General features: G+C 61.2%; 22 protein-coding genes. 15 read left to right on the forward strand and 7 right to left on the reverse strand.

Annotated features, from left to right (window positions below):
• Window positions 1–38: 38 nt before the first annotated feature.
• Both AC50YA_RS20150 and AC50YA_RS20155 read right to left on the reverse strand, forming a co-directional pair.
• A complete protein-coding gene (locus AC50YA_RS20150; RefSeq protein ID WP_494983968.1) occupies window positions 39–1,238 on the reverse strand; it encodes a type II toxin-antitoxin system HipA family toxin in 1,200 nt (399 codons plus the stop codon).
• Window positions 1,231–1,464, reverse strand: coding sequence for a helix-turn-helix transcriptional regulator (locus tag AC50YA_RS20155; protein ID WP_494983969.1), 234 nt, complete (start codon window positions 1,462–1,464; stop codon window positions 1,231–1,233). The genes AC50YA_RS20150 and AC50YA_RS20155 overlap by 8 nt, the downstream gene beginning before the upstream one ends.
• A 170-nt stretch (window positions 1,465–1,634) precedes the next feature.
• Between AC50YA_RS20155 and AC50YA_RS20160 the strand changes: the two genes are divergently transcribed.
• Entirely contained in the window at window positions 1,635–2,267 is a 633-nt protein-coding gene (locus tag AC50YA_RS20160; protein ID WP_494983970.1) for a nuclease-related domain-containing protein, read from the forward strand.
• A 647-nt stretch (window positions 2,268–2,914) separates the two neighbouring features.
• On the opposite strand, the gene AC50YA_RS20165 is transcribed toward AC50YA_RS20160, so the two are convergent.
• From AC50YA_RS20165 to AC50YA_RS20175, 3 genes are all read right to left on the reverse strand, one after another.
• Window positions 2,915–3,880 (reverse strand): 3-hydroxyacyl-CoA dehydrogenase family protein, encoded by a 966-nt coding sequence (locus tag AC50YA_RS20165; RefSeq protein ID WP_494983971.1) that lies wholly within the window; start codon window positions 3,878–3,880, stop codon window positions 2,915–2,917.
• Window positions 3,881–4,069: 189 nt separating this feature from the next.
• On the reverse strand, window positions 4,070–5,047 hold the full coding sequence (locus AC50YA_RS20170; protein ID WP_494983972.1) for an NAD(P)H-quinone oxidoreductase: 978 nt from the start codon (window positions 5,045–5,047) through the stop codon (window positions 4,070–4,072).
• Window positions 5,048–5,128: 81 nt separating this feature from the next.
• Entirely contained in the window at window positions 5,129–5,827 is a 699-nt protein-coding gene (locus AC50YA_RS20175; protein WP_494983973.1) for an SDR family oxidoreductase, read from the reverse strand.
• 322 nt (window positions 5,828–6,149) lie between these two features.
• On the opposite strand from AC50YA_RS20175, the gene AC50YA_RS20180 reads away from it, so the two are divergent.
• From AC50YA_RS20180 to AC50YA_RS20195, 4 genes are all read left to right on the forward strand, one after another.
• Window positions 6,150–7,136, forward strand: coding sequence for a tripartite tricarboxylate transporter substrate binding protein (locus AC50YA_RS20180; protein ID WP_494983974.1), 987 nt, complete (start codon window positions 6,150–6,152; stop codon window positions 7,134–7,136).
• 26 nt (window positions 7,137–7,162) lie between these two features.
• Window positions 7,163–7,681, forward strand: a complete 519-nt coding sequence (locus tag AC50YA_RS20185; protein ID WP_494983975.1) for a tripartite tricarboxylate transporter TctB family protein — start codon at window positions 7,163–7,165, stop codon at window positions 7,679–7,681.
• Window position 7,682: 1 nt separating this feature from the next.
• On the forward strand, window positions 7,683–9,209 hold the full coding sequence (locus AC50YA_RS20190) for a tripartite tricarboxylate transporter permease (RefSeq protein WP_494983976.1): 1,527 nt from the start codon (window positions 7,683–7,685) through the stop codon (window positions 9,207–9,209).
• 66 nt (window positions 9,210–9,275) lie between these two features.
• Window positions 9,276–10,706 (forward strand): MmgE/PrpD family protein, encoded by a 1,431-nt coding sequence (locus AC50YA_RS20195; RefSeq protein ID WP_494983977.1) that lies wholly within the window; start codon window positions 9,276–9,278, stop codon window positions 10,704–10,706.
• A gap of 13 nt (window positions 10,707–10,719) precedes the next feature.
• On the opposite strand, the gene AC50YA_RS20200 is transcribed toward AC50YA_RS20195, so the two are convergent.
• Entirely contained in the window at window positions 10,720–11,676 is a 957-nt protein-coding gene (locus tag AC50YA_RS20200; protein ID WP_494983978.1) for an NADP-dependent oxidoreductase, read from the reverse strand.
• Window positions 11,677–11,816: 140 nt separating this feature from the next.
• Here AC50YA_RS20200 and AC50YA_RS20205 point away from each other — a divergent pair, with 140 nt between their 5' ends.
• The 7 genes from AC50YA_RS20205 (at window position 11,817) to AC50YA_RS20235 (ending at window position 18,709) form a co-directional block, all read left to right on the forward strand.
• Window positions 11,817–12,671 carry an alpha/beta fold hydrolase gene (locus tag AC50YA_RS20205; protein WP_494983979.1) on the forward strand — a complete coding sequence of 285 codons (855 nt, stop codon included), beginning with the start codon at window positions 11,817–11,819 and terminating at the stop codon, window positions 12,669–12,671.
• A 28-nt stretch (window positions 12,672–12,699) separates the two neighbouring features.
• Complete coding sequence (locus AC50YA_RS20210; RefSeq protein WP_494983980.1) at window positions 12,700–14,256, forward strand: flavin-containing monooxygenase; 1,557 nt, start codon at window positions 12,700–12,702, stop codon at window positions 14,254–14,256.
• Between the two features lie 2 nt (window positions 14,257–14,258).
• On the forward strand, window positions 14,259–15,347 hold the full coding sequence (locus AC50YA_RS20215; RefSeq protein ID WP_494983981.1) for an Ldh family oxidoreductase: 1,089 nt from the start codon (window positions 14,259–14,261) through the stop codon (window positions 15,345–15,347).
• A 48-nt stretch (window positions 15,348–15,395) separates the two neighbouring features.
• Window positions 15,396–16,079, forward strand: coding sequence for a TetR/AcrR family transcriptional regulator (locus tag AC50YA_RS20220; protein WP_494983982.1), 684 nt, complete (start codon window positions 15,396–15,398; stop codon window positions 16,077–16,079).
• 101 nt (window positions 16,080–16,180) lie between these two features.
• Window positions 16,181–17,143 (forward strand): MFS transporter, encoded by a 963-nt coding sequence (locus AC50YA_RS20225; RefSeq protein WP_494983983.1) that lies wholly within the window; start codon window positions 16,181–16,183, stop codon window positions 17,141–17,143.
• The gene (locus tag AC50YA_RS20230; protein WP_494983984.1) at window positions 17,140–17,565 is read left to right on the forward strand and encodes a hypothetical protein; all 426 of its coding nucleotides are present in this window, start codon (window positions 17,140–17,142) and stop codon (window positions 17,563–17,565) included. The genes AC50YA_RS20225 and AC50YA_RS20230 overlap by 4 nt, the downstream gene beginning before the upstream one ends.
• Window positions 17,566–18,538: 973 nt before the next feature.
• Window positions 18,539–18,709, forward strand: coding sequence for a hypothetical protein (locus AC50YA_RS20235; protein WP_494983985.1), 171 nt, complete (start codon window positions 18,539–18,541; stop codon window positions 18,707–18,709).
• A gap of 136 nt (window positions 18,710–18,845) precedes the next feature.
• Here AC50YA_RS20235 and AC50YA_RS20240 read toward each other — a convergent pair whose 3' ends face one another.
• A complete protein-coding gene (locus AC50YA_RS20240; RefSeq protein ID WP_494983986.1) occupies window positions 18,846–19,751 on the reverse strand; it encodes a LysR family transcriptional regulator in 906 nt (301 codons plus the stop codon).
• Between the two features lie 167 nt (window positions 19,752–19,918).
• Between AC50YA_RS20240 and AC50YA_RS20245 the strand changes: the two genes are divergently transcribed.
• From AC50YA_RS20245 to AC50YA_RS20255, 3 genes are all read left to right on the forward strand, one after another.
• A complete protein-coding gene (locus tag AC50YA_RS20245; RefSeq protein ID WP_494983993.1) occupies window positions 19,919–21,049 on the forward strand; it encodes an iron-containing alcohol dehydrogenase in 1,131 nt (376 codons plus the stop codon).
• Between the two features lie 121 nt (window positions 21,050–21,170).
• On the forward strand, window positions 21,171–22,682 hold the full coding sequence (locus AC50YA_RS20250; protein WP_494983987.1) for a CoA-acylating methylmalonate-semialdehyde dehydrogenase: 1,512 nt from the start codon (window positions 21,171–21,173) through the stop codon (window positions 22,680–22,682).
• Between the two features lie 65 nt (window positions 22,683–22,747).
• Window positions 22,748–23,024, forward strand: a 277-nt coding sequence (locus AC50YA_RS20255; RefSeq protein WP_494983988.1) for a transposase, incomplete at its 3' end; no start/stop codon positions are given.

Genomic DNA, 23,024 nt, shown 5'->3' on the forward strand with positions numbered 1-23,024 from the left:
GCAGCCAAGCAAGGTGCCGCCGTCGTAGGCTCTTCCTGCTACTCGACGCTCGGGATCAGCTCGGCGCGGCGGAACCGCAGTTCCCGCAGCGCCCCGTTCAGCGGCGATCCGGTGAAGGGCAGAGTGTCCAGGTCGATGGCGGCGGCTGCCGTCAGGGCTATTTTGTTGGCGGCTGTGGCCGCTCTTTCCCGCAGCCCGATGCTGGCGGCGAATTCCTGCCAATGCCTGGCCTTGAGGTTCTTCACCCGGCCGGCGACAGTCAGAGCCATGGTGTCGTCACCATAAAGCAGCGTGCACGGGATGTCGTAGACCGGTGCCACTACCCAGCCGCCATGCCGGCCCTCCAGGACCGACGCGTTCTTGGCATGCAGGTCGCCGTTGCCGGTCAGCCATGCGAAGACGAACTGCAGGTAGAGGTTCCTTACGGCGATGACTTTAGCTTTGCACAGCCCGGCCAGTGCCAGCGCTACTTCCTCCGAGCTCACAGCATATTTTGATGCCGGAGGGAGGTTTAGGACCTGCGCGGCATCCTCCAGGGCCAGACGCAGCAGCCCGTCGCCCTGGGTGCGGTCGAACCGCTCAACAAGCAGGCCGGGCAGGCCGTTCCGGTCGGTGACAACACTGTGCTTGGCAACCGGGATTTTCAGGGCTTTTGCCCCAGTGAGGTGGGCTGCTTCGTTGAGGACCAAGTGCCGGTGCTGAGGCGGATCCAGTTTGAGCAGGTACCGGCGGTTGGCCAGGGCGAGCGGCGTCGTCAACATCGACGCGCTGGCCTTGGATTGGACCCCCGGCAGCCCGTGCGGATCTACCGCTTCAGCCAGGGAGGCAAAGTCCAGATCCTCCGGGTGCGACGTGTCCGCCAGCGGCCGGGGCTCCACAGGAAATTCCCCAGTGGGTACGATCTGAACGTCGCCGGGAACGTCGGCGCCGACGGCCAGAAGAAGGCTCAGTTCATCGCCCAGGCTCGTCTTCACGGCGTCCTTAAGCACGGTAAGGCGGTGGCCTTCGGGCAGGAGGCCAGAGAAGAAGCAGGGCAGTGCACCACTGGGGGCTTCCACCGGCTCCGCGGTGACGGGCAGGGTGGTGGCGACAGTCCGGCCGCCCGAGGCGGGGTAGTCGGGCCTATAGGAAAAGACAACACTGCCGCGGCCGGTCCGGTTCAGATTACCGGCCAGGACGCCCGCCTTGTACACGTCCGCGCTGCGGACAAATTTCAGGCGCCCCAGGTCCTCAGTCACCAGTGGCCCTAAGGTGCAGCCCCACAGCGTTGGCCGCGGCGGCGACCGTTACCAGCGAAGGATTACCGGTCGCGGTTTCGATGGCGTGGATGGTCCGGGAGGACGTACCGATCAGGTCCGCCAGCGTCCCTTGGGTAACACCGGCCTCCTTGCGGGCGCGCTGTATGCTGGCGCCTATGGCCGCGATGTCCTCCATAGCGCCACCTTTCTGAAAAATAGTGCTCATTTGACTGCTTTCACCGCCTATTGTCCCCTAGACATTACGAATCCGCACAATATTTCCGAATTGTCTTGGCTTGCCGGGTCCTGAGGCTGGTATGGGCCGAGTCGGAATGATATTTCCGATTTATTCTGTCCGTCATCGTAGACTCAAGCGAACTAGTTTTGGGGGCAGCCATGAGGTGCATACCGGAGGAACCGAAATTCGGCGACGGACAGCTCGCGGAGAAGGCGGTCTGGGACGCGCTGAGGAAAAGCCTCCCGGACGACGTCGTCCTTGCCCACTCCGTCCATGTCCGCGACGGCCGGAACGAATACGAGATTGACCTGTTGGTCCTCTGGCCCGGGGTGGGCATGGCGGCCATCGAGGTCAAAGGCGGTCAGGTCACCGTCGCGGATGGACAGTGGTACCAGTCGGACCGAGCCAATAAGCGCAAGATTCAGAGCCCCGTGGCGCAGTCGCCAAGCTCACTCCACGCGCTCAAGAACTGGCTCGAGAACCAGCTCGGATCACGCGTAAGCAGCCATTGTGTGTACCAGGTCAGCCTGCCCTACACCGACGTGCCGGCTGAATGGACCATGGCCGGCTGCCCCCGCTCCCTGATCCTTGACCAGACAGAGAGCAGGTCCCCCGCCGAGCTGGTGCGCCGTGCGATTGAGAACGAAGGGTGCGGGGCCGCCCCGCTGGCCCCGGCGTTCCTGGAACGCATCGTCCGTCAGCTGAGCGGAAACTTGGACACCGCCGTCGGGACCTCCGGCACTCTCACTCGTGAGTTAATCACCCACGAAGTTCCGATTAAATCTGTGTAGTCGCTGATAACAGCGCCTCTGTCCAGTGTCAGGTTGAGCTCCAAGACATCTGGCGGCGGGCGTCAACTTACGGTAAGGCAACCCCAGCCTGACGTGAGAGGTGGTTCATTCCTGACGCCCAGATGGGGCATGCCCCAACTGGACGAAACTCTTGGCCCATGCCCTGGGTTCTCCGGACTTTCCGGGTCCGGGTCCGGCTATAGAAGAGGCCGTGTTCGACCTCGCCTAACTTTAGGCAGGCATGGTCCTACAGCGCTGTTCCACAGCCACGAACAGTTCGAAATCGAATATGCACGCGTACCAGTAGTTGCTTGGCAACTAGAAGGGGCCTCCCCGACCCATAGCTACAAGGCGCTCGTCGTCCAACTGACCATGTCCCGCAGAAGTCTGATCCAAGGCCTCTGCGGGACTTCGGACTCAGCGGGCGACAAGTTCCTTGTCTTGCTCCGTTGCACTAAGCCGTGCATCCAGCAGGCCTGCCGCGACTGCCGGGGCAAGCCCGGGCGCCAGCGGAAGACGCGGGACCAGGCGGGAGGTCCTACGCGCCGCAAATTTGATGTCAGCGGGGGAGAACCGCTCTTTCCGGTAGTTCCGCCGGATCTTCCATAAGGATCGTGGTGGTGGTTTGGCGGTTGTCCCAGAGCTGGTTAGAGCCCGGGGGCCTCGCCGAGGTCTGCACGGAGCTGCGACAAGCGTGCATAGGCGTTGTCTCGGTAGGCCAGGAGGGCTGCCTGGTCTGCGGTGTCGATGTCTAGGAAACCGCGACCCCTTTTCAGCCCTAGGTTTCCGCCCTTGACCGTCGCTGAAAGCGCCTCCGGGGCGGAGAAACGATCGCCGTACGCTTTTTCGAGGGTGCGGTACGCGGATTCGTAAACGTCGAGTCCGGCCATATCTCCGATGGCGAAGGGTCCGAAGAGCGCGAGGCGGAATCCGAACGTGTTGCTCACAACGGAGTCGATCTGCTCGGGTGTGGCGACGCCGTCATCAACGATCCGGACTGCTTCCTTGTAGAGGGCGAACTGGAGCCGGTTGGCGACGAATCCTGGCGTGTCTGCCACCCGGGCCGGTGTCTTGCCCAGGCCACGAACGAGCTCCTCGGCGAGGTCAACGACACCGGGGGCGGTGTGCGGGCCGGGTATGAGTTCAACCCCCGGGATGAAGGGGGCAGGATTCATCCAGTGGACGCCGAGGAACCGCTCCGGACCGACCACCGATAGGGCAAGTTCTTCGATGGGGATGGCGGAGGTGTTAGAGGCGATGACCGCCGTGGGCGGTGCGGCGGCCGAGATCCTGCGGAGGATACCGGCCTTCAATGCGGGTTCTTCGGGAACCGCTTCGGCGATGTAGTCCGCCGCGGCCACGGCTTCTTCTATGCTGCCCGCAGCGGTGAGGTTTCCTTCGATGACCTCGGAGGCCCCTTCCGGAAACAACCCGCGGGCCTCGAACCCCCGAGCCTGTTCAACGAGCCTGAAGCGTGCGCGTTCGGCCGTCGCGCCGTCGACGTCACCCAGCGCGACTTTGTAGCCGTGCATCGCCAGAACTTGGGCAATTCCCCCGCCCATGTAGCCCGAGCCGACAACGGCCGCGGTTGTGATGGTGTCGATGCTTGTCATGAAGATCCTCCTAGGAAAGACGGTCCGGGGCAGATCGGATAGACCGGACCGGTTTAGCGGATGATGGTGTAGTCTCCGTCGATGGCCAGGGGGTGGCCGGTGATCATGGAGGCGGGGCCAATGTTCACCTCGCCCGGCCGGGTCGCAGAGTTTGGACGCCAAACGTGTTCCCGCGGCCGTCTGGTACCGCTAGACCGTAAGCAGGACTTTGCCGATATGGGTGCCCGAGTCGAAGTAGCTGTGGGCGGCGGTCACCGCCGTGAGGGGAAAGGTCTTGTTCACGGGCACTTTCACCGTACCTGCAGCCACCAGCGGCCAGACGTGCTTGGCCAAAGCCGCCATGATGGCCGTCTTCTCTTCCACTGGCCTCGGTCGCAGCAGCGTGCCGATCACGCTGGCACGCTTGGTCATCAGTAAGCGGATGTCGAATTCGGTCTTGTTTCCGCCTTGCAGCCCGATGATGACAAGTCGGCCGGAAAAGTTTAGGGCATCGATATTGCGGGACAGGTACTTTGCACCGACCACGTCGAGAATGACGTCGGCTCCCCGTCCGGCCGTAGCTTTTTTGATTTCGGCCACAAAATCCTGGTCTTTGTAGTTGATCAGGATGTCGGCGCCCAGGTCCGCGGCCGCGTCCAGCTTTTCCTGCGATCCGGCCGTGACGGCTACGTTGCCTCCGAATGCCTTCACCAGCTGGATGGCAGTGGTTCCTATGCCGCCTGCTCCGCCATGGATCAGTACTGTCTCACCACGAACAAGCCGAGCCGACATAAAGAGGTTGGAATATACGGTAGCCATTGTTTCTGGCAGGGCCGCAGCGCTCACAAGGTCAATGCCGCTCGGCGCTTTCAGCACCTGGCCCGCAGGAACTGCGACGTGCTCCGCATAGCCGCCACCGATGAGCAGTGCTACAACTTCATCGCCCGCTGAAAACTGTGTCACTCCGTCCCCGAGAGCTGAGATCGTGCCGGACACTTCCAGGCCGAGGATATCGCTGGCACCGGCAGGGAGCTTGTAGTTGCCTTGGCGTTGCAGTGCGTCTGCCCGGTTGAGCCCGGCGGCGGCCACGTCGATGAGCACTTCGCCCGGCGCAGGAACAGGAATGGGGACCTCGTCAACTTCAAGTACTTCCGGACCTCCCGGTCTACTTGCGCGCACTGCCCTCATTGAAACCTCCAGTAGGTGCCTGCTGGCCGGATTCCGGCATGCAGATCGTTGTTGTTGGATTTTGAGCTTGGGACAGGGACGTCAGATTCCCGCACTGCCCACCGTCTTGCCCCCGCACACATACAGTGTCTGCCCAGTGACAAAACCGGATCGATCGTCGAGGAAATGAAGCACGCTGTTGGCGATGTCTTCGGGCTCCCCCATCCGCTGCACCGGGATGGAATCGATGATCGCGCGCGTACCGGGCGCGTCCGGCGGGTTTGCCGCATCGAACATCGCTGTCCGGATTGGTCCCGGGCCGATTGCGTTGACGGTTACGCCGTGTTTGCCTAGTTCCAGCGCCCAGGTTCTGGATAGCCCCAGCAAGGCCGCCTTCGACGAGGCGTATGCTGTTCTGCCTTCCTTCCCCAGGGCCGCCCGGGAAGAAATATTGACCACGCGTCCGAACCCGCGTTCCTTCATAGCCGGAAGAACAGCCTGCAGGCACTGAATGGCTGAGCGCACGTTGACTGACCACGTAAGTTCCAGGTCCTCCGTGCTGACAGTTTCGATGGAAGCGACTCTAATCATGCCGACGTTGTTGACGAGCCGATGGATCGGCCCGTCCGCCAAGGCCTGCTGCAGTGCCACGGCGGTGGCCTCGCTGTCCGATAAATCGGCTCTAAAACCGGAGCCCACCCGGTCAATGACGACAGGTTCGTAGCCCTCCTTGAGGCAGCGGTCAACGATCGCTGCCCCGATTCCAGCCGCTCCGCCCGTGACCAGTACACGTTCTTTCATATATTCCGTCCTGACTTCGATGATGAGCCCAAAACACGGTTCCCTCGGATTTCGACATCCTGAGAGTGTGGTCCGATTCAGAGATCCAGTTAAGCAGAGGGCAGTCGAGATGGCAATGGTGGTGCACCTGAGTCACGCCTTCCGCCACTTTCCGGTAGGAGAGGAAGTTCCAGGTTGCCAATTCGCACACACTACATATGCATAGATGTGACTTGACTTACATCTAATCTTTCCCCTAACCTCAGTGAAACTGAAGTTTTGATAGTGCACTTCTATTAGCTGACGAGTAAGCAACGAAGCTCACACCGCGACTGGAGACCTCATGAATAAGAAAATCGCCCGCACAGCTGGTGTACTTGCCAGCGTTGGAATTATGTCGGTTGCAGTCGTAGGCTGCGGCAATACTGCTGGCGCCCAATCGGGCGGCGGGTACCCGAGCGAGAAGATCCGCTTCATCATTCCCTACGCCGCCGGAGGACCGACCGATGTTACGGCCCGCGCTCTTGCTCCGTGTCTGGGCAAGGAGCTTGGGCAGTCAGTGGTCGCTGAGAACGTAGCGGGCGGTTCCGGGGCGCTGGGAATGCAGAAGCTGATCAGCTCGAAAGCTGACGGACATACAGTGGCGATTGTGTCGACGGGAATGACTGTCCTGACGCCGCTGGTCAACGGTCTCGATTATTCGAAGGACGACATCACCCCGATCGGAGTCATTTCCCATGTACCGATGAATCTGGTGGTCGGGAAGGACTCGCCCTACAAGGACGCCGAGGCGTTCATCGCTGCAGCCAAGGCTAATCCCGGCAAGCTCAACATCGGTGTATCCGGCGCGTCCACACCCCAGGCCATAGAGCTGCAGCGGCTCGAGGAACAGTACGGAGTGGACATCACGGTGGTGCCCTTCGATGGCAGCGCGGGGGCGACGACAGCACTGTTGGGCGGCCACGCGGACGCGGCGTTCATCAACGATGCTCCCGAAGTCTCTGACCGGATCGAGGACGGTTCGTTTAAGGCGCTTGCTGTCTCCTCTGAAGAGCGGCAGAAGCACCTGCCGGACACTCCCACCCTCGTCGAGCTCAGCTACCCTGACCTGACCCTGGCTGTCACCACCTACGCACTGGCCGGCCCTGCCGGGCTGCCGGAGGAAGCAACCTCTAAGCTTGCCGGGAGCTTGGAGACGTGCCTCAAGGACTCGAAGACGGTCGAGATCATCGGGGAACGCTTTGTCCCGGAGAAGTTTGATGACGCCGAGACTCTCAAGGGGATCCTCGACGAGGGTGCCACGGTTTACAAGACCATGCTGAAGAAGTAAGTCGCAAAAAGGGGATGCAGAGCATCATGACTTCCACGACAGGGAGCAAAGCACCACAGGAGGTCACGGTGTTCACAAATCGGGCCCGTTCACAATGGCCTCGTGTCATTCCGATCATCTTACTGTTGGTCGGTGTGGCCGCCATGATTGGTGCATACCAGCTGTCACTGGGGCAGCTGAATCAGCCGGGAGCCGGTTTATGGCCCTTCATCGTCGGAGCGTTTCTGACGCTAACCGCCGCCGTTCTCTTCTTTGTCCAGGACCCGTCGGAATGCGAGCAGTGGAATCGCCGCGCCCTGGGAATTGCCGCGGGTTTGGCAAGCCTGGGACTATTCATCGTACTTTTCCAGATGATCGGGTTTCTCATCCCGGCGTTCCTGATGCTCGTGCTGTGGCTGAAGACCTTTGGCGAGGAACCATGGCGGCTGGCAGTGCCGCTCGCCGTCGCCGGAGCGGTGGTCATGCATTTTCTTTTCGTAGTGGCGTTGGGCGTTCCTTTCCCGAAGGACATCGTCGTTACACTTTTCTCGGCTTTGGGAGTCTGATATGGACGCGTTGAACAATCTTGCCCTGGGGTTCTCGGTGGCATTTGACCCCATGAACCTGTTGTACGTGTTCATCGGCGTGGTTGTGGGTACTGCCATCGGCGTCCTGCCCGGGCTGGGGCCGACTGCCACGATCGCGCTTCTTCTGCCCGTGACGCTCACCCTTGACCCGACTGCTGCCGTCATCCTGCTGGCCGGTATCTATTACGGTTCCATGTACGGGGGAACAATCACTTCGGTGCTGCTGAGGCTGCCGGGTGAAGCCGCTTCCGTAGTGACGACCTTTGACGGTTATCAGATGGCCAGGCAAGGGCGTGCAGGGCCGGCTCTCGGAATCTCCGCGATTGGTTCGTTCGTCGGCGGAACCGTGTCCGTCATCGGCTTGGTTTTGCTGGCTCCCGTGCTTGCCGATGCGGCGCTTGCTTTCGGCCCTCCGGCTTTCGTGGCGCTCATGGTACTCGGGCTCTTCCTCGTGACCTCCCTGGGCACAGGATCCACGATCAAGGCGCTGTGTATGGCCGCGGTGGGGCTCCTGCTTTCAGCTATCGGCCAGGATTTGGTGACGGGCAAGCCGCGGTTCACTTTCGGTCAGACGTCGCTGTTCGATGGGTTGGACTTTGTGGCCGTCTCCATGGGTCTGTTCGGTGTTGGTGAGATTCTGTATAACTTGGAGCGGACGGAAAAGGTACAGGCGTTCACCTCAAAGATCAAGAACATCTGGCCTTCCCGAAAGGATCTTAAGGATTCGTCAGGCGCTATAGCACGTGGTTCTGTACTTGGCTTCTTCATCGGCATCCTTCCGGGTGGCGGCGGTGTGCTTTCCTCCCTTGCGTCCTATGCCATGGAGAAACGCCGGGCCAAAGATCCCAGCAGATTTGGGCATGGCGCCATCGAAGGAGTCGCAGGACCCGAAACCGCCAATAACGCATCCTCGACTTCCGGGTTCATCCCGCTGCTCGTGCTTGGAATCCCCTCGAACGTGGTTCTTGCCTTGCTGTTCGGGGCCTTGCTGGTCCACGGCATTACGCCCGGGCCGCAGATGATGACCAATAACCCTGAGGTTTTCTGGGGGGTCATTGCCTCCATGTTCATCGGCAACCTGATGTTGCTTGCGCTGAACATTCCCTTGGTCGGGTTCTTCGTCCAGATGCTCCGGATCCGTGCCGGCATCCTCGTCACCTTTGCCTTGCTGGTTGTCATGGTGGGTGTCTTCTCGATCAGCAATGACGTGTTCGACATGTGGGTGGTGCTCGTGTTCGGCGTGATCGGTTGGCTCATGAAAAAGACTGGGTTTGACCCAGGACCGCTGGTGCTTGCCTTCGTTCTTGGACCGATCCTGGAGAGCTCCGTGCGGCAGTCGCTCCTGCTCTCTGGTGGCAGTTTCACCATCTTCGTTACGGACCCGATATCACTGACTATCTTCATAGCACTTGGCGCTGGCGTGATTCTGGGATTTGTGGGCAAACGCCGCCGGCGCCTGTCGGCACGGATTGGTGCCGACAAACAGGAGAAGGTGGCCGCCGAATAGCGGACCCGCCTTCGGGCCGGTGACCCTCAATTCGGATGCCGTTTCGTCAATACAGGGAGTTGTGCCGTGATCGCTGAAGGCAAACCATCTATCATCGCCGGACTGGCGGCCTATCTTGACGGCCTGTGCTACGAGCAATTGCCGCCGACAGTTGTCGAACAGGCCAAGACTGTTCTCTGCCATAACCTCATTGTTGCCCTCGGGGCGCGAAACCTCAGCGTTCCCGGGCAAGACCGGGTGGCCTGGCCAGATGGTGCGCCCCGCGCGGCCACAGCGACCCGGCTGACCGACGCCCTGCGCGGTCCGAACGAGGCGAGCGTTTACACGAACTCATTACTTATGGGAGCACGCGCCCAGCACGATGAGCACCCCGGATCGGTAAGTCATTTCGGCAGTTGCGTGATACCGCCGCTGTTGGCCGCAGCGGAGAACCGATCCTTGGATGGCCGGGCATTCCTTGTCGCCATGGTCGCAGGCTACCAAGTGGGCGCCGCCATCGGCCGTAGTTCGGTAGCGGCTACCACACGGCGCGGGTTCCGACCCACGGGACTCTATGGTCCTTTTGCCGGGGCGGGCGCCGTCGCAAAAGCGCGCGGGGGAGGAGCGACGCAAATCGCCAATGCGCTTGCCATAGCGGCCAGCTCCTCAGCAGGCATCACGCAAATGTGGAAACGCGGAACGGACGAATGGCGTTATCAGACAGCTGCAGCCGCCAGGAACGGATTCAATTCAGCAATGCTCGCAGAGGCCGGAGCGCTGGGCGCACCCGATGCATTGGAAGGAACCGCGGGTTTTTACAGGGCCTTTGCAGATGAAGAATGCGTGAACCGGGAGACGATCCTGGGCGGTTTAAGGAGCTGGGCGATCAGCGAAGTCATTCTCAAGCCCTTCCCCGTTTGCGCGATCAACCAGGCTGCCGTTCAAAGAGTTCTAGAGCTCAGAAAAACCCACGGTTTCATGGCCGCGGATGTCGTTGAAGTCGTCGTCACCCTGGCCCAGAGTGACCGGACCTACCCGGGAGTCGATGCGCCGGGCTGTCCGTCCACACCTACGGCCGCAATGATGAGTATGCAGTTCTCCCTGGGGGTGGCGCTCGTCTACGGAAGTGTCGATGTCAGCCATCTGGCAGATCACGGAGATCCGGCCGTGCTGAGGGCTGCCGCAAAAGTAAAATTTGAGACTGGGCCTGAACAAGCCCTGGATACGAGGCCAGCCCAACGGGCGGATCATCGGGCAGCAGTGCAGATCCGCTTGCTTGACGGGCGCTGCATCAGTTCGGGCCGTGCCCGTGCAGTCGAGTACGACCGGGGTGGTGTTCTTAACCTGGCCCGCGATCTCCTGCCGGCCTCCGGACTTTCGTGGGAGGCCATGGCGACCTTGACGGAATTCGTATTCACCTTGGAGAATCATGCCGACGCGGCACAGCTTTTGACACTGTGCAGTCCTTCCCGGACGCAGGAAGGGACGGCGGCCCCACTGCAGGGTTCGTTGTCGTAAGCGCCCCCAAGGGCTACGGCGTCAGGACAATCTTGCCCGTCGTGCGTCCGGTCTCGCCCATTTCGTGGGCGACCCGAGCGTCCGACAACGGCAGGACGGCCGAGACGTGGGGGCGGAGCTCTCCCAATTCAACCAGCCGGGCCAGCGCTTTCAGCCCTTCACTGTCGGGTTCGACGACCACCAAGGTGTATTGGACGCCGGCAGCGGAAGCCGCTGCAGCTGTGGGGCCGTGCCTGCGGGGAATCAAAGAAACGAGAATTCCGCCGGGGCGCAGAGCACCGATGGAATGCTGTCCGGTTCCGGCGCCTATCGGATCAATAACAATGTCTACCTTGTCCAGGCTTTCGGCGACATCGGTCTCGGTGTAGTCCAGCACTTCATCGGCGCCAAGGCCGCGTACGAACTCGTGCTTGGACTGTCGGGCAGTGCCGATGACGTAAGCTCCCGAGGCCTTCGCAATCTGTACCGCCAGATGACCGACGCCGCCGGCCGCCGCATGGACGAGGACGCGCTGGCCGGCCCTCACTCCGGCTGCATCAACCAAGGACTGCCACGCGGTGAGACCGGCCAAGGGAAGCGCAGCCGCGTGGACATAGTCCAAACCTGTGGGTTTGCGGGCGAACTGCCGGGCCGGCCCGGCAACGTACTCCGCGTAGGCGCCGGCCTGTTGAGGGAATAAAGGCATCCCGAAGACCTCGTCACCAGGATGGAAGAGAACTGAGCCTTCGGCCACTTCCTCAACAACGCCGGAGACATCAAACCCCAGGATGGGCGGGTTCTTCCAAAGCTTTCTGCCGCCGGTAGCGCGGCTCTTCCAATCCGTGGGGTTCACCCCAATCGCTTTGACCCGAACCAGCACTTCGCCCGGCTGCGGCGAGGGCCTGTCCACTTCGATTTCGCGGAGAACCTCGGGCGGGCCCCAGAGGGCGGGACTAACCGCTCGCATGCGCAGCTGGTTTTCTACGCTCATGAAACAACACTCCTTTTGGCAGATCCCGTTTTTAACTTGTGAGCGGCACCACAACAATGGTACTAATGATAGTACACTTCATTGTGAGTGCTCTATCAAAACTTTAGATAGTTCCGCGACGCGTGGTGAAAGGAAGCAGCGTGAGTTTTTATCCGGGCATAACCGAGGGCACCGTCAGAGCTGACGGCGTCGAGGTCAGGTATTACGACTCGGGCGAGAAGCCCGGCGGTGGGGCGCCCATCGTCCTGCTCCACGGGACAGGAGGAAGCGCGGAAAACAACTTCGCGGCCCTGCTGCCTATGTTGTCGTTCCGGCACCGCGTGATCGCACTCGATTTCGTCGATGAAATTCCGGAACAATCCGGGCCGCTGGCCCTGGACCACTTTGTCAGGCAGGCGTCAGCAGTTATCAACAGGCTTTCACCGGGCAGGCCGGTGACCTTCGTAGGCTATTCCCTTGGGGCCGTCGTCGCCGCTGTAATAGCAGCCGAACAGCCCGAACTGGTCCGGAATCTTGTTCTGGTCGCGGGGTGGATGAAAACGGACGAGCAGCAGAAACTGAGGAACTCCGTCTGGCAGCAACTTCACGATTCGCAATCCGGGGCATTGGCCGAGTTCATGCTCCTCACCGCTTTCAGCTCCCGCTTCGTGGCCACACGTCCGCCGGCCGAGCTCCAAAAGCTCATTGCGGGTATTAAGGCCGGTCCCAGCCGGGCACGCAAGATGCGCCTCAACAGAACGGTGGACATATCCGCCAAACTCTCAGCTGTCCGGGCACGGACGCTGGTCATTGGATGCTCCGATGACCAGATGGCTCCCATTCGGCACAGTCACGCCCTGTTCGGCGCGATTGATGACTCGCGCTTTGTCGAAATTTCCAGCGGCCATGCAGTGGTCCATGAGCGGCCCGCCGAACTTTTCACCCGGATTGACAATTTCGTCCAGGGACATGCTTCCGATGGTGCCGGGGCCGTGCTGGCTCCCGTCCACGCCTGAGCCAGAATCACAGAAACGAGGACTACCGATGAAAAAGCCTGATACCGCAGTAACTTCCGAAGCCGGCCGCAGCCACGACATTGATCCGTTAAACAACGTCGATGTGATCATCGTCGGTACCGGTTTCTCCGGCCTTGGCATGGGCATTCAACTGGTTCGTGAGAATAACAAATCGTTCGTCATGCTTGAGCGCGCTGCCGATGTCGGTGGAACATGGCGTGACAACACCTATCCAGGCGCGGCGTGTGACATTCAGTCGCATCTGTATTCGTACTCCTTTCGGCCCAACCCGGACTGGTCGCGGGTCTACGCCACCCAGCCCGAAATTCTTCAGTATCTGCAGGCTGCGGCCCGGGAAGAAGGACTCATCCCGCATATCCGTTTTGGGGCTGAAGTGCTGGACGCTCGCTGGGATGAGACCCAGGAACGCTGGATTGTCTCCACACCCCGGGGAACCTTCGCCGGTAAGTCCCTGATCACGGCGTCCGGCCACCTTTCGGATCCAAAATTCCCCAACATCAAGGGAATAGACGGTTTTACAGGCGAGATCTTCCATTCGGCGCAGTGGAACCACGAAGTCCAGCTGGAGGGCAAACGCATCGGAGTGGTCGGGTCCGGAGCGTCCGCGATCCAAATCGTTCCGGAAATCGCGGAAACTGCTACTCACCTGACAGTCTTTCAGCGCTCCGCTCCGTACGTCATACCCCGCTTGGACTACTTCTATACCGACGCCGAACGCGGAATGTTCCGCAAGTTTCCCCACACTGCACAGGCGATCAGGGATGAACTCTTCTGGGGCAACGAGGCCCGGTTCCCTCAGCGCAGGGGCGTCCCTGCTTTCATCGACCAGATCACCGAAGTTGCCGACAACCACCGCAAAGGCCAGGTTGCGGACCCGGTCCTGTACAAAAAGCTCACCCCGGACTACGCAATCGGCTGCAAGCGGATCCTGATATCCAACGATTACTACCCCGCCCTGGGCCGACCCAACGTCACCCTGGAAGCGGACGGAATCAGCCACATTGAAGGGAACGCCGTCATCACACGGGCCGGTGAGCGCCACGAGCTGGATGTCCTCATCCTCAGCACCGGATTCGAGGCAAGCGACCTTCCGATTTCCCACCGGATCTACGGCAATGCCGGTGCCTCGCTCGCAGACCATTGGAGCAACGGCGGACAGGCATACGCGTGCACCACGGTCAGCGGCTTTCCAAATCATTTTGTGATGCTTGGACCGAACACCGGCTTGGGCGCAGGATCGATCATCTACATGGCCGAAACACAGATTTCCTACATAGCGGGGGCCTTAAAGTACATGCGCGAGAACTCCGTTTCTTCCCTTGAGGTGACCGCCGAGGCTGAGGAGGAGTACGTGAAAACCATTGATGAACGCAGCCAAGGCACTGTCTGGCTCTCGGGCGGCTGCGAAAGCTGGTACGTGGACCCGCGAAACGGCCGGCTGACCACGCTTTGGCCGGATTTTATGAGCCAGTTCCGGAAGGAAAACGGGACCTTCAAGGATGCCGGTTACGTTGTGAAGACCCATACGAACCAAGACCAGCCGATGTTCGCCGGCGGACGATGACCATGGCAGGAGACCTGGTTTCAGTTGAGGAGTCCTGGCTTCGGTCGAAAGTCGAGTGCATCTTCGGCTCGCTGGGCTACTCCCCCGCCTCGGCGGCAAGCGTTACCGATTCGCTGGTGGAGGCGGACCTCCGCGGTGTTCGGTCCCACGGCACGATGCGGGTGCCTATGTATGTTGAGCGCATCCGGGCCGGCTCTGTCTCTCAGCATGAGCGGGCGGAGGTGGTGCGGGAGCAGGGCGCGGTCTGTGTTCTGGATGCCCGCCACGCCCTTGGTTCGCTGACGTCTGATCAGGCGATGGCGCTGGCCATGGAGAAAGCTGCCGCGTTCGGCGTGGGTGCCGTGTCAGTCAGACACGGCTTTCACTTCGGTGCCGCATCCCGGTATGTGCTGCAGGCAGCGAACGCCGGCTACGTTGGCATAGCCGCTGCAAACACGCGCCCGCTCATGGCCGCCATCGGCGGCGCAGAAGCCGTCGTCGGCAACAATCCGCTGGCCATCGGCGCGCCGAGCGCCGACGGACTCCACCTTGTTCTGGATATGGCCCTCTCAGAAGCGGCGTTCGGCAAAATCAAAGCAGCTGAGCAGAACGGGACTCGCATCCCGGAATCCTGGGCGACAGGGCCGGACGGGTCCTCGACAACCGACCCCGCCGAAGCGATCCGTGGACTCTTGCTTCCCGTGGGCGGCCCCAAGGGCTTTGGCCTGGCCATGATGGTGGATGTCCTCACGGGAATGCTCTCCGGTGGCGCTTGGGGTGGAGGGGTCCAAGGCCTGTATACGGGGCCCGAAAACCCCAACGACTGTTCCCACTTCTTTCTGGCCCTGAATATCGAGGCCTTCACGGACCCGGACGAGTTCCGCCAGCAGGTGGCGACCATGACCGCTCGTGTGCGCACTTCGCACCGCGCCCCTGGTGTTAGCGCCTTGTTCACCCCAGGAGAGCCTGAGTGGAATGCCCGGGGCGCGGCCGGAGAAGGCTTGGTGTTCATCGACGCAGCCGTCGCCGAGGAACTTGCAAACCTGGAGCGCTCTCTCGGTAGCCCCGGCTCCAACGTCCCCGAGTCGATGGCCTCCCCGGGCGGGTTCTGATTTACTAGGTGGAATGTTTCGGATCAGACTCTCAAAGGGGCAGCAATCGTGAGCCAAAAGCAATTAACAGCAGTGATTGGCAAGAAGCAGCAGCTGAGCCTTCGGGAACGGTCCAAACTGGGGAAGGCTGAACGGATCAGGGCGGCCGCCGAGCAGCTCCTCAGCGAACGGAGCATCGAAAAAATCACCACCAGGGAGGTCGCGGAACTCGCGGGAATCGGTGAAGCCACGCTGTTCCGCTACATCGGAAGCAAACGCGAACTCCTGATGATGGTGTACGGAGATCAGATGGACGCCATACTGACCAAGATCGAGAGGGAGGATGCCGTGCTGGCATCCTCCGGATCCCTGAGGCGTGAAGACGGGGAGTCATACTGCAACCGTATCTACAGCATCTACCGTGCCCGCTGCGAGTTCTACCGGCGTAATCCTGATAATGCCGCACTCTATATGCGGGAAGGTTTCCAGGTCGGCAGTGTGACCGGAGCGCGGAACATCGCCCAGGGCGACCGGTCGATCCGCATGGTCGGAGCTATCCTTGCCGAAGGCCAAAGCCAGGGGGCCCTTATCGCGACTGTTGATCCATACCTCGTCGCCCAAAACTGCCACGGTATTTTTATCCATGAAATTGACCGCACACCGGTCCGAGGCTTTACTCCGCAGACTATTTGGGACAGGACAGGCGCTCGGTTGTCGGTGCAGTTGTCTCCGCTGATGATTCGTGCAGCCTGAGCTCTGGCCGGATCTCTGACAGCAATGACGAGTCGTGACTTTCGCCCGCGCCAATCTCGGTCTTTGCAGCGGTCCAAGCCGCCGCCTTGTCGGGTTGGACCGTGAGCAGGCAAGTGGGCATATGGCGCTTTACGAAACCTTTGCGGCGGCTGTCCGATAAACCCTCGAACCTTGCTTATTGGGGGCTGCTGGGATCCTCTACACTGGCGACGTTATCCAGCAACATACTCAACGCGCCTCTGGGGATCATTAGGTCGGAACTTTCCTCCACGGTGGCTGAGATTGTTCTGATGGTCAGCGCCTTCACTGTCGTCTTGACCGTCGCGGTCCCGGTGGCCGGATGGTGCTGCGACCGTTTCGGTAGCCGGCGTATGCTGTTGTGGGCTTTCGCGCTGATGGTTGCCGCGGACGTCGTGGGTTTCATGGCAGACACAGTGGGCATGCTCGTTTCGGTGCGTGCCGTGCAGGGACTGGCCACCAGTTTCATTGCCCCCGGAGTGCAGAAATCGCTAATCGTCATCTGGCCTTCTTTGCGGAGACGCTCCCTTGCCTTGTGGGCTTCGGCCTTGGGTGTCGGTCAGGTTTTGGGACCTTTGGCTGGCGGGGCCATTAGTCAGACGCTGGGCTGGCGGGCCGTGTTCATCGTCCATTCGCTGCTATGCGCCTTGATGCTGTGCCTGCTCCTTGCGACGTTGCCGGCAGTTATAGACCGGACGGTCCGGACAAATATTGCTGGCCTGTTTTTGTTGGCAGCGGGAGCCGCAGGAGTCGTCGTCGGCTTCACGCTGTTTGCCCAGCGGACGTTGTCATCTTCCGCGATAATCAGCGGGCTACTGGGCAGCGTGCTGCTCGTGGGCTTCGTGTGGGTGGCCCGTCAAAAACCGGATGCGCTCATTGACCCTCGCCACCTGATCGATCGCCGCTTTGCCGGAAGTGCAGCCGGAGCGGCGGCGGCGATGTTTGCGATGGGATCTTTCCTTGTAGCCACACCGTTGTTCCTCTCGGCACATCTTGACGACCGGACGTCATCGGTGCCGTTCTGTGTTGCCTTGCGATTGCCATGAGCCTGGGCGGTCCACTGGCGAGCGTTCTGTGCCGCCGGCTGACGGTCAATGGGGTGATGCGGCTCGGCTTGCTGGCCAACGTGGTCGCTGCCATCGGCATGGGCGTGGTGTATCTTCTGCCAGCACCGGAGGCGACCATCGCGACTGCGACTCTTCTGCTCACCCTCGCCGGCTTCGGAATATCAGTCGTACAAAGCATGTCTGCAGAGACGCTTGCAGCCTCGCCTCCCGGAGGATCCGGCCTAGGGATCGGAATTCACAACATGCTCAAATTCTCGGGCATGGCCGTCGCCTATGCGTGGATCGCAGCTTTTCCGCCAGGGGAGAATCCGCTGCTTTCTTTCGCAGGAGTTGCAATCGGGGTCACCGCCGCGTTCGTATTCGTTTGGTCGACTGGGCAACGTGCCGCTACCAGCCCTTGATCGCCTTCGTGGGCCAGAAGGCCACCCAAGATGACCTACATTTCAGTGTCAGGGAGCCAAGTGGGCAAACCGGGACCCACCCTTGGACTTTTCTGCTAGAGCCGTCCGGAAATCCCGGGGCGCCCGGTAGGCAAAAATGCAGCGGCCGTGGTGACGGTCGGTGAATGACTCGCAGCCGGACGCGGGATGTTGTCAGTCCACATCAACACCGACCGGATCATCCGCAGCGGCCCGTACCGTCACCCAAAACACGAGGCAACACAAAACAGTCCAGATACACCCGTGCAGCGACATCTTCAGCGAGGAAGGCCTTGAGTAAGCGCAGAATTTCCCTTCCAAGGGACTACTGGGCGATCCCTTGTAGCAACTGTCGGAGCTATTAGCGCAAGGCCCCGGGTGCACCGCCCCTTGGATTAACTCGACTCCCGTCAGTACGGAGCACCGGGACCACAGCCCCCGTCACCCAGAAATGAGGGTGTGGCACTTGCCATCACAGGTATGCACACTTCTGTCCAAGGCGCAGCTGCCAGCCTCGAGAACAGGCCGGGCATCTCGACGGGTGGAGGCCGACGCTTGTTGCGGCGGATCATTCTTGCTGATTGTAGGCGTTGGTTTGAGATGACATCACAAACCGAAGGCGGGCGATGGCGCCCCACCATACAAAAGGGACCAGTCGCATGGCCCGGGCAGGACACCACTGAGGGTCATGGCGGCAGTTGCAGCGGCAGCCCTGCTTCTTCCTGCAGGGGCTGACGAGTGTAGCGTCCGGCTTCACCTAGCTCGTTAGCGTGAACGGCGGCGGTGTTCAGCGGACCGGGACAGCGATCAGCCATCGTTCAGCGCCGGCCCACGCTACGTCCCGTTCATTTCAACGGCGGAGAATCTGGCGACGAATGACCTGTCACAGTAAGGCTGGACTCCACGAGTCCGGGTATGACGTAACTGTCCGGGACAGGGCCACCGGAGTGACACAGTGGGTCAGTGGGTCAGTGTTTCAAGTAGCTGGCGCGGGGTCCAGGCGGACAGCGGGCTGCCCGGTGTCACCAGCGGCGTGGACGAGGCCGGCGGCGGGGTCAGCCCGGATATCGGCATGGACAGCCGCCACGTGGCCTTCTACTCCTACTGGTTGATCCGCGCTCCGTGAGCCCGGTCTGGGTGTCGTGAACGAACACATCCGCCGCAAAGTTCGTATCGTCGGGCACCCGATCCTCGGCGAAGTGTTTGCTGCCAGCGTAGCGGCCGAAGAAGGCGGAGCTTCGGGCGGACGGTTCTATAGGTCGCTAGTGCCCGGTGGAAGAATTTACCTCAAGATACGGATGGGCGAGGACCAGCTCCCTGAGTTCCTGATGGGCCGCCCGGATCCTGGCCAACCGCTGCAGCTCACGCGGAACAGCCAGCCAGTACTTCCTCCGAATAGCTACCGATTTATCCAGGATATGGACGAGCCGGCGATCAGGCTCAGCAATAAAAAAGGGAAGGACTGCAACACCCAGCCCCGCAACTGCGGCCATCCATTGCCCCGTGATGTTGTTCGTTTGGATGGCCGGGCGGACTCCAGGGAGTGCTGCGTCCAGAAATCGCAGCGCAGGAATGTCCAGAAGCGAATCCACGTAGCCAATGACGGAGTGCTCGAGGAGCTCATCCACGTTAGATATGGGCCCGTGACGTTGAAGGTACTGTGCGCTTGCATATAGGCCGAGCGGATACTCTGCAAGTTCGAACGACTCAACCCCCCGGATCGTCGGCCGTGCCAGGGAGATGCCGACATCAAACTCCTTTGAGGCCAGTAGGTTGAGGCGGGTGGCCGTGACTATTTCCACTTTGAGGTCGGGATACCGTGCTCGTAGATTACCCAGTCCCGGGCTGAGTACGAAAGCTCCGAACCCATCAGGGGCCGCAATCCGCAAGGTTCCGGACAACCGCCCTGCCGAGGAACCGAGTTCCTCGGCGGCGGCCAGCAGGGATGACTCCACAGCCTCAGCATGGATGGCCAGGCGTTCCCCGGCTTCCGTGAGCTCCCACCCTCCCGGGGCGCGCACGAACAACCTCGCACCGCTAGCCTTTTCAAGTTGGGTTATGCGCCGACCCACCGTCGTGTGGTCAACGCCCAGTCCACGTGCCGCTGCCACCAGCTTGCCCGTACGGGACACCTCCAAGAAGAAGCGTAAGTCGTCAGCAGAGATCATCCGATTATCTTACCGTGCAAAAATGCACACCAAAGGGCACTTTTGGTCATTGTTTGGGCATCCGTACCATGAGAGCGTGGTAGCAATTCGAATCCAAACCGCCCGATATGAGAGGCGTGTTCAAACAAAGGTGTTTCATGGTTGCCAACATTGCACTTCCCCGCCTAATGCGAGCAGGCGGGGGCGCCATCCACGAGGCGGGCTCCTTAGTCAGCGACCTCGGAGGACACCGCCCGCTTATAGTCACCGACGCCTACATGGTTGCTTCCGGCGTGGTTAGCAGTTTGATCGAAACTCTGCGGAAGTCCGGGCTGAGTGTCGCCGTATTCTCAGGAACGGTCCCTGATCCCACCACCGATTCCCTGAGCGACGGCGTGAGAGCGGTAAATGAACACGAGGCTGACATCATCATCGGTCTCGGCGGCGGCAGCGCAATCGATACAGCCAAAGCACTTGGAATCCTAAGCCGGCAAGGCGGCGAGATGCGGGACTACAAGGCACCGAGGAACAACACTGGCCCTGCGCTTCCCGTTGTCGCAATTCCCACCACAGCAGGAAGTGGCTCCGAAGCCACGCAGTTTACGATCATAAGCGACTCCGAGACCGGCGAAAAGATGCTGTGCGCCGGCATAGCATTCCTGCCTGCGGCTGCTGTCATCGACCACACGCTTACCCTGTCCATGCCACCCCGGCTCACTGCTGATACAGGCATCGATGCGCTGACCCACGCCATTGAAGCCTTTGTCAGCAAGAAGGCCAGTCCCTTCTCAGACGCATTCGCGCTGTCAGCTATCAAGACCATCGGGACGAACCTCCGAAAGGTCTACGAAGACGGCTCGAACCAGGCAGCCCGGGAGGCCATGATGCTGGCCGCCACCCAGGCAGGTATCGCATTCTCCAACTCCAGCGTCGCGTTGGTTCACGGCATGAGTAGGCCCATAGGTGCTCACTTCCATGTGGCACACGGGCTGGCGAATGCGATGCTATTTCCAGCTGTAACCGAATTCTCAGTAACTGCCGCGGAGTCACGATATGCCGAATGCGCGCGTGCTCTAGGCGTAGCCTCCGCAGCAGCAACCGACCGAGAAGCTTCGGTAGCGCTCGTGGCCGAACTGCATGCGATCAATGCCGACCTAGACGTTCCCACCCCAGAGGTCTTCGGCATCGACCGGCATGCTTGGGAATCCAAACTTCCGCTCATGGCCGAACAGGCGCTGTCCTCCGGTTCACCCGCCAACAATCCCGTCATTCCCGATGCACAGCAAATCCAAGACATTTACGCCAGCATCTACGCCTAGCCAATCCCAATACATCCTCCTCTCGCTCCCGCTGCGGGGCGGCAAGAGACAGCTCTCTAATCAGATATTGCATGTGCGGCCGCATGAACGCCCGATGCTCAAGCCAGGAAGAACAAAACCGATGAACACGACGACCGTCACCTCCACCATCAACCACTTCATCAGCGGAACCGAGGCTGCAGGCACCGGGACCGAGACAAAGCCTGTCTACAACCCGGCCACCGGCCAGGTCAGCGCCGAGCTGCGGCTGGCCAACCGCGAGGATCTCGACGCGACCGTCGCCGCGGCCAAGGCCGCGGCACTCACGTGGGGCGACATCTCGCTGGCCAAGCGCACCGCCGTGCTCTTCAAGTTCCGCGAACTCGTGGCCGCCCACGTGGACGAGCTCGCCGAACTGATCACCGCCGAGCACGGCAAGGTCCTCTCCGACGCCAAGGGCGAAATCGGCCGCGGCCTGGAGGTCATCGAGTTCGCCTGCGGCATCCCGACCCTGCTCAAGGGCGAATACTCGGACCAGGTCTCCACCGGCATCGACGTCTTCTCCTTCCGCGAACCGATCGGCGTGGTCGCCGGGATCACCCCGTTCAACTTCCCCGTCATGGTGCCGCTGTGGATGGCCCCGATGGCCATCGCCACGGGCAACGCCTTCATCCTCAAGCCCTCCCACCGGGTTCCGTCCGCAGCGATGCTGCTCGCCAAGCTGTTCAAGCAGGCCGGCCTGCCCGACGGCGTGTTCCAGGTCCTGCACGGCGACCGTGAAGTTGTCTCCGGTCTCCTGACCCACCCGGACGTGGACGGCATCTCGTTCGTTGGGTCCACCCCGGTTGCCAAGCACATCAATGAGGTAGCCACTGCGCACGGCAAGCGGGTCCAGGCCCTGGGCGGTGCGAAGAACCACGCCATCGTGTTGCCCGACGCCGATCTGGACAATGCGGCAGACCACCTCGCCGCCGCGGCCTTCGGCTCCGCCGGCCAGCGCTGCATGGCCATCTCCGTGGCTGTCGCCGTCGGTGACGCCGCCGATCTGCTGGTCAAGAAGGTCGAAGAGCGTGCCCTGGCTGTGAAGGTCAAGAACGGCACCGAGCCCGACGCCGACATGGGTCCAGTGATCAGTTCAGACTCCAAGAACTTCATCGTCAGAACCATCGCCGAAGCCGAAGCCGCGGGCGCCGCGATGGTGGTGGACGGCCGCGACCTGGTGGTCCCCGGCCACGAGGAAGGTTTCTGGGTGGGCCCTACGGTCATTGACCATGTCAAGACCGAAATGACCGCCTACACCGAGGAAATCTTCGGACCGGTCCTCGTTGTGGTCCGCGTCCAGGACATGGAAGAGGGCATCAGGCTGATCAACGCCAACCCGTACGGCAATGGCACCGCGATCTTCACCTCGTCAGGAGCGGCGGCCCGGAAGTTCCAGCGCTCCGTCGACGTCGGCATGATCGGCATCAACGTCCCGCTGCCGGTCCCCGTGGCGTACTACTCCTTCGGCGGCCGGAAGGCCTCGCTGTTCGGCGACAAGCACATCTACGGCCCGGAAGGCGTTTCCTTCTACACCCGCGGCAAGGTCATCACTTCGCGCTGGCCCGAAGCAAGCCACGCCTCCGGCGCTTCCTACAACTTCCCCTCCAACTAGTAGTACTTAGTTAGGTCCGGCGCGGCGGCTTTTAATCCCTGGCCGATCCTGTTAATTTTCGAGGCATGAAACCCGATGAGCTTGCCGAGACCAGGACTGAGTTGGAAGCGTTCGTGGCGGATGTGTTCGCCTCCCTTCCGCGGGCGGATCAGCGGAACAAGGGGAACCTGTACTTACACGGTCTGATGCTGGACGGCCGGCGGAAATCCATGCAGCCGATGGGCGGCCGGCTGGGGATTGATTACCAGCAGTTGCAGCAGTTCGTCTCGTCCTCACCGTGGAAGCCCGAGCCGGTACGCCGGGTCCTGGTGCGCAAAGCCGTCGAAGTGATCGGCCCCGACG

Source organism: Pseudarthrobacter sp. RHLT3-21, from assembly GCF_059383495.1.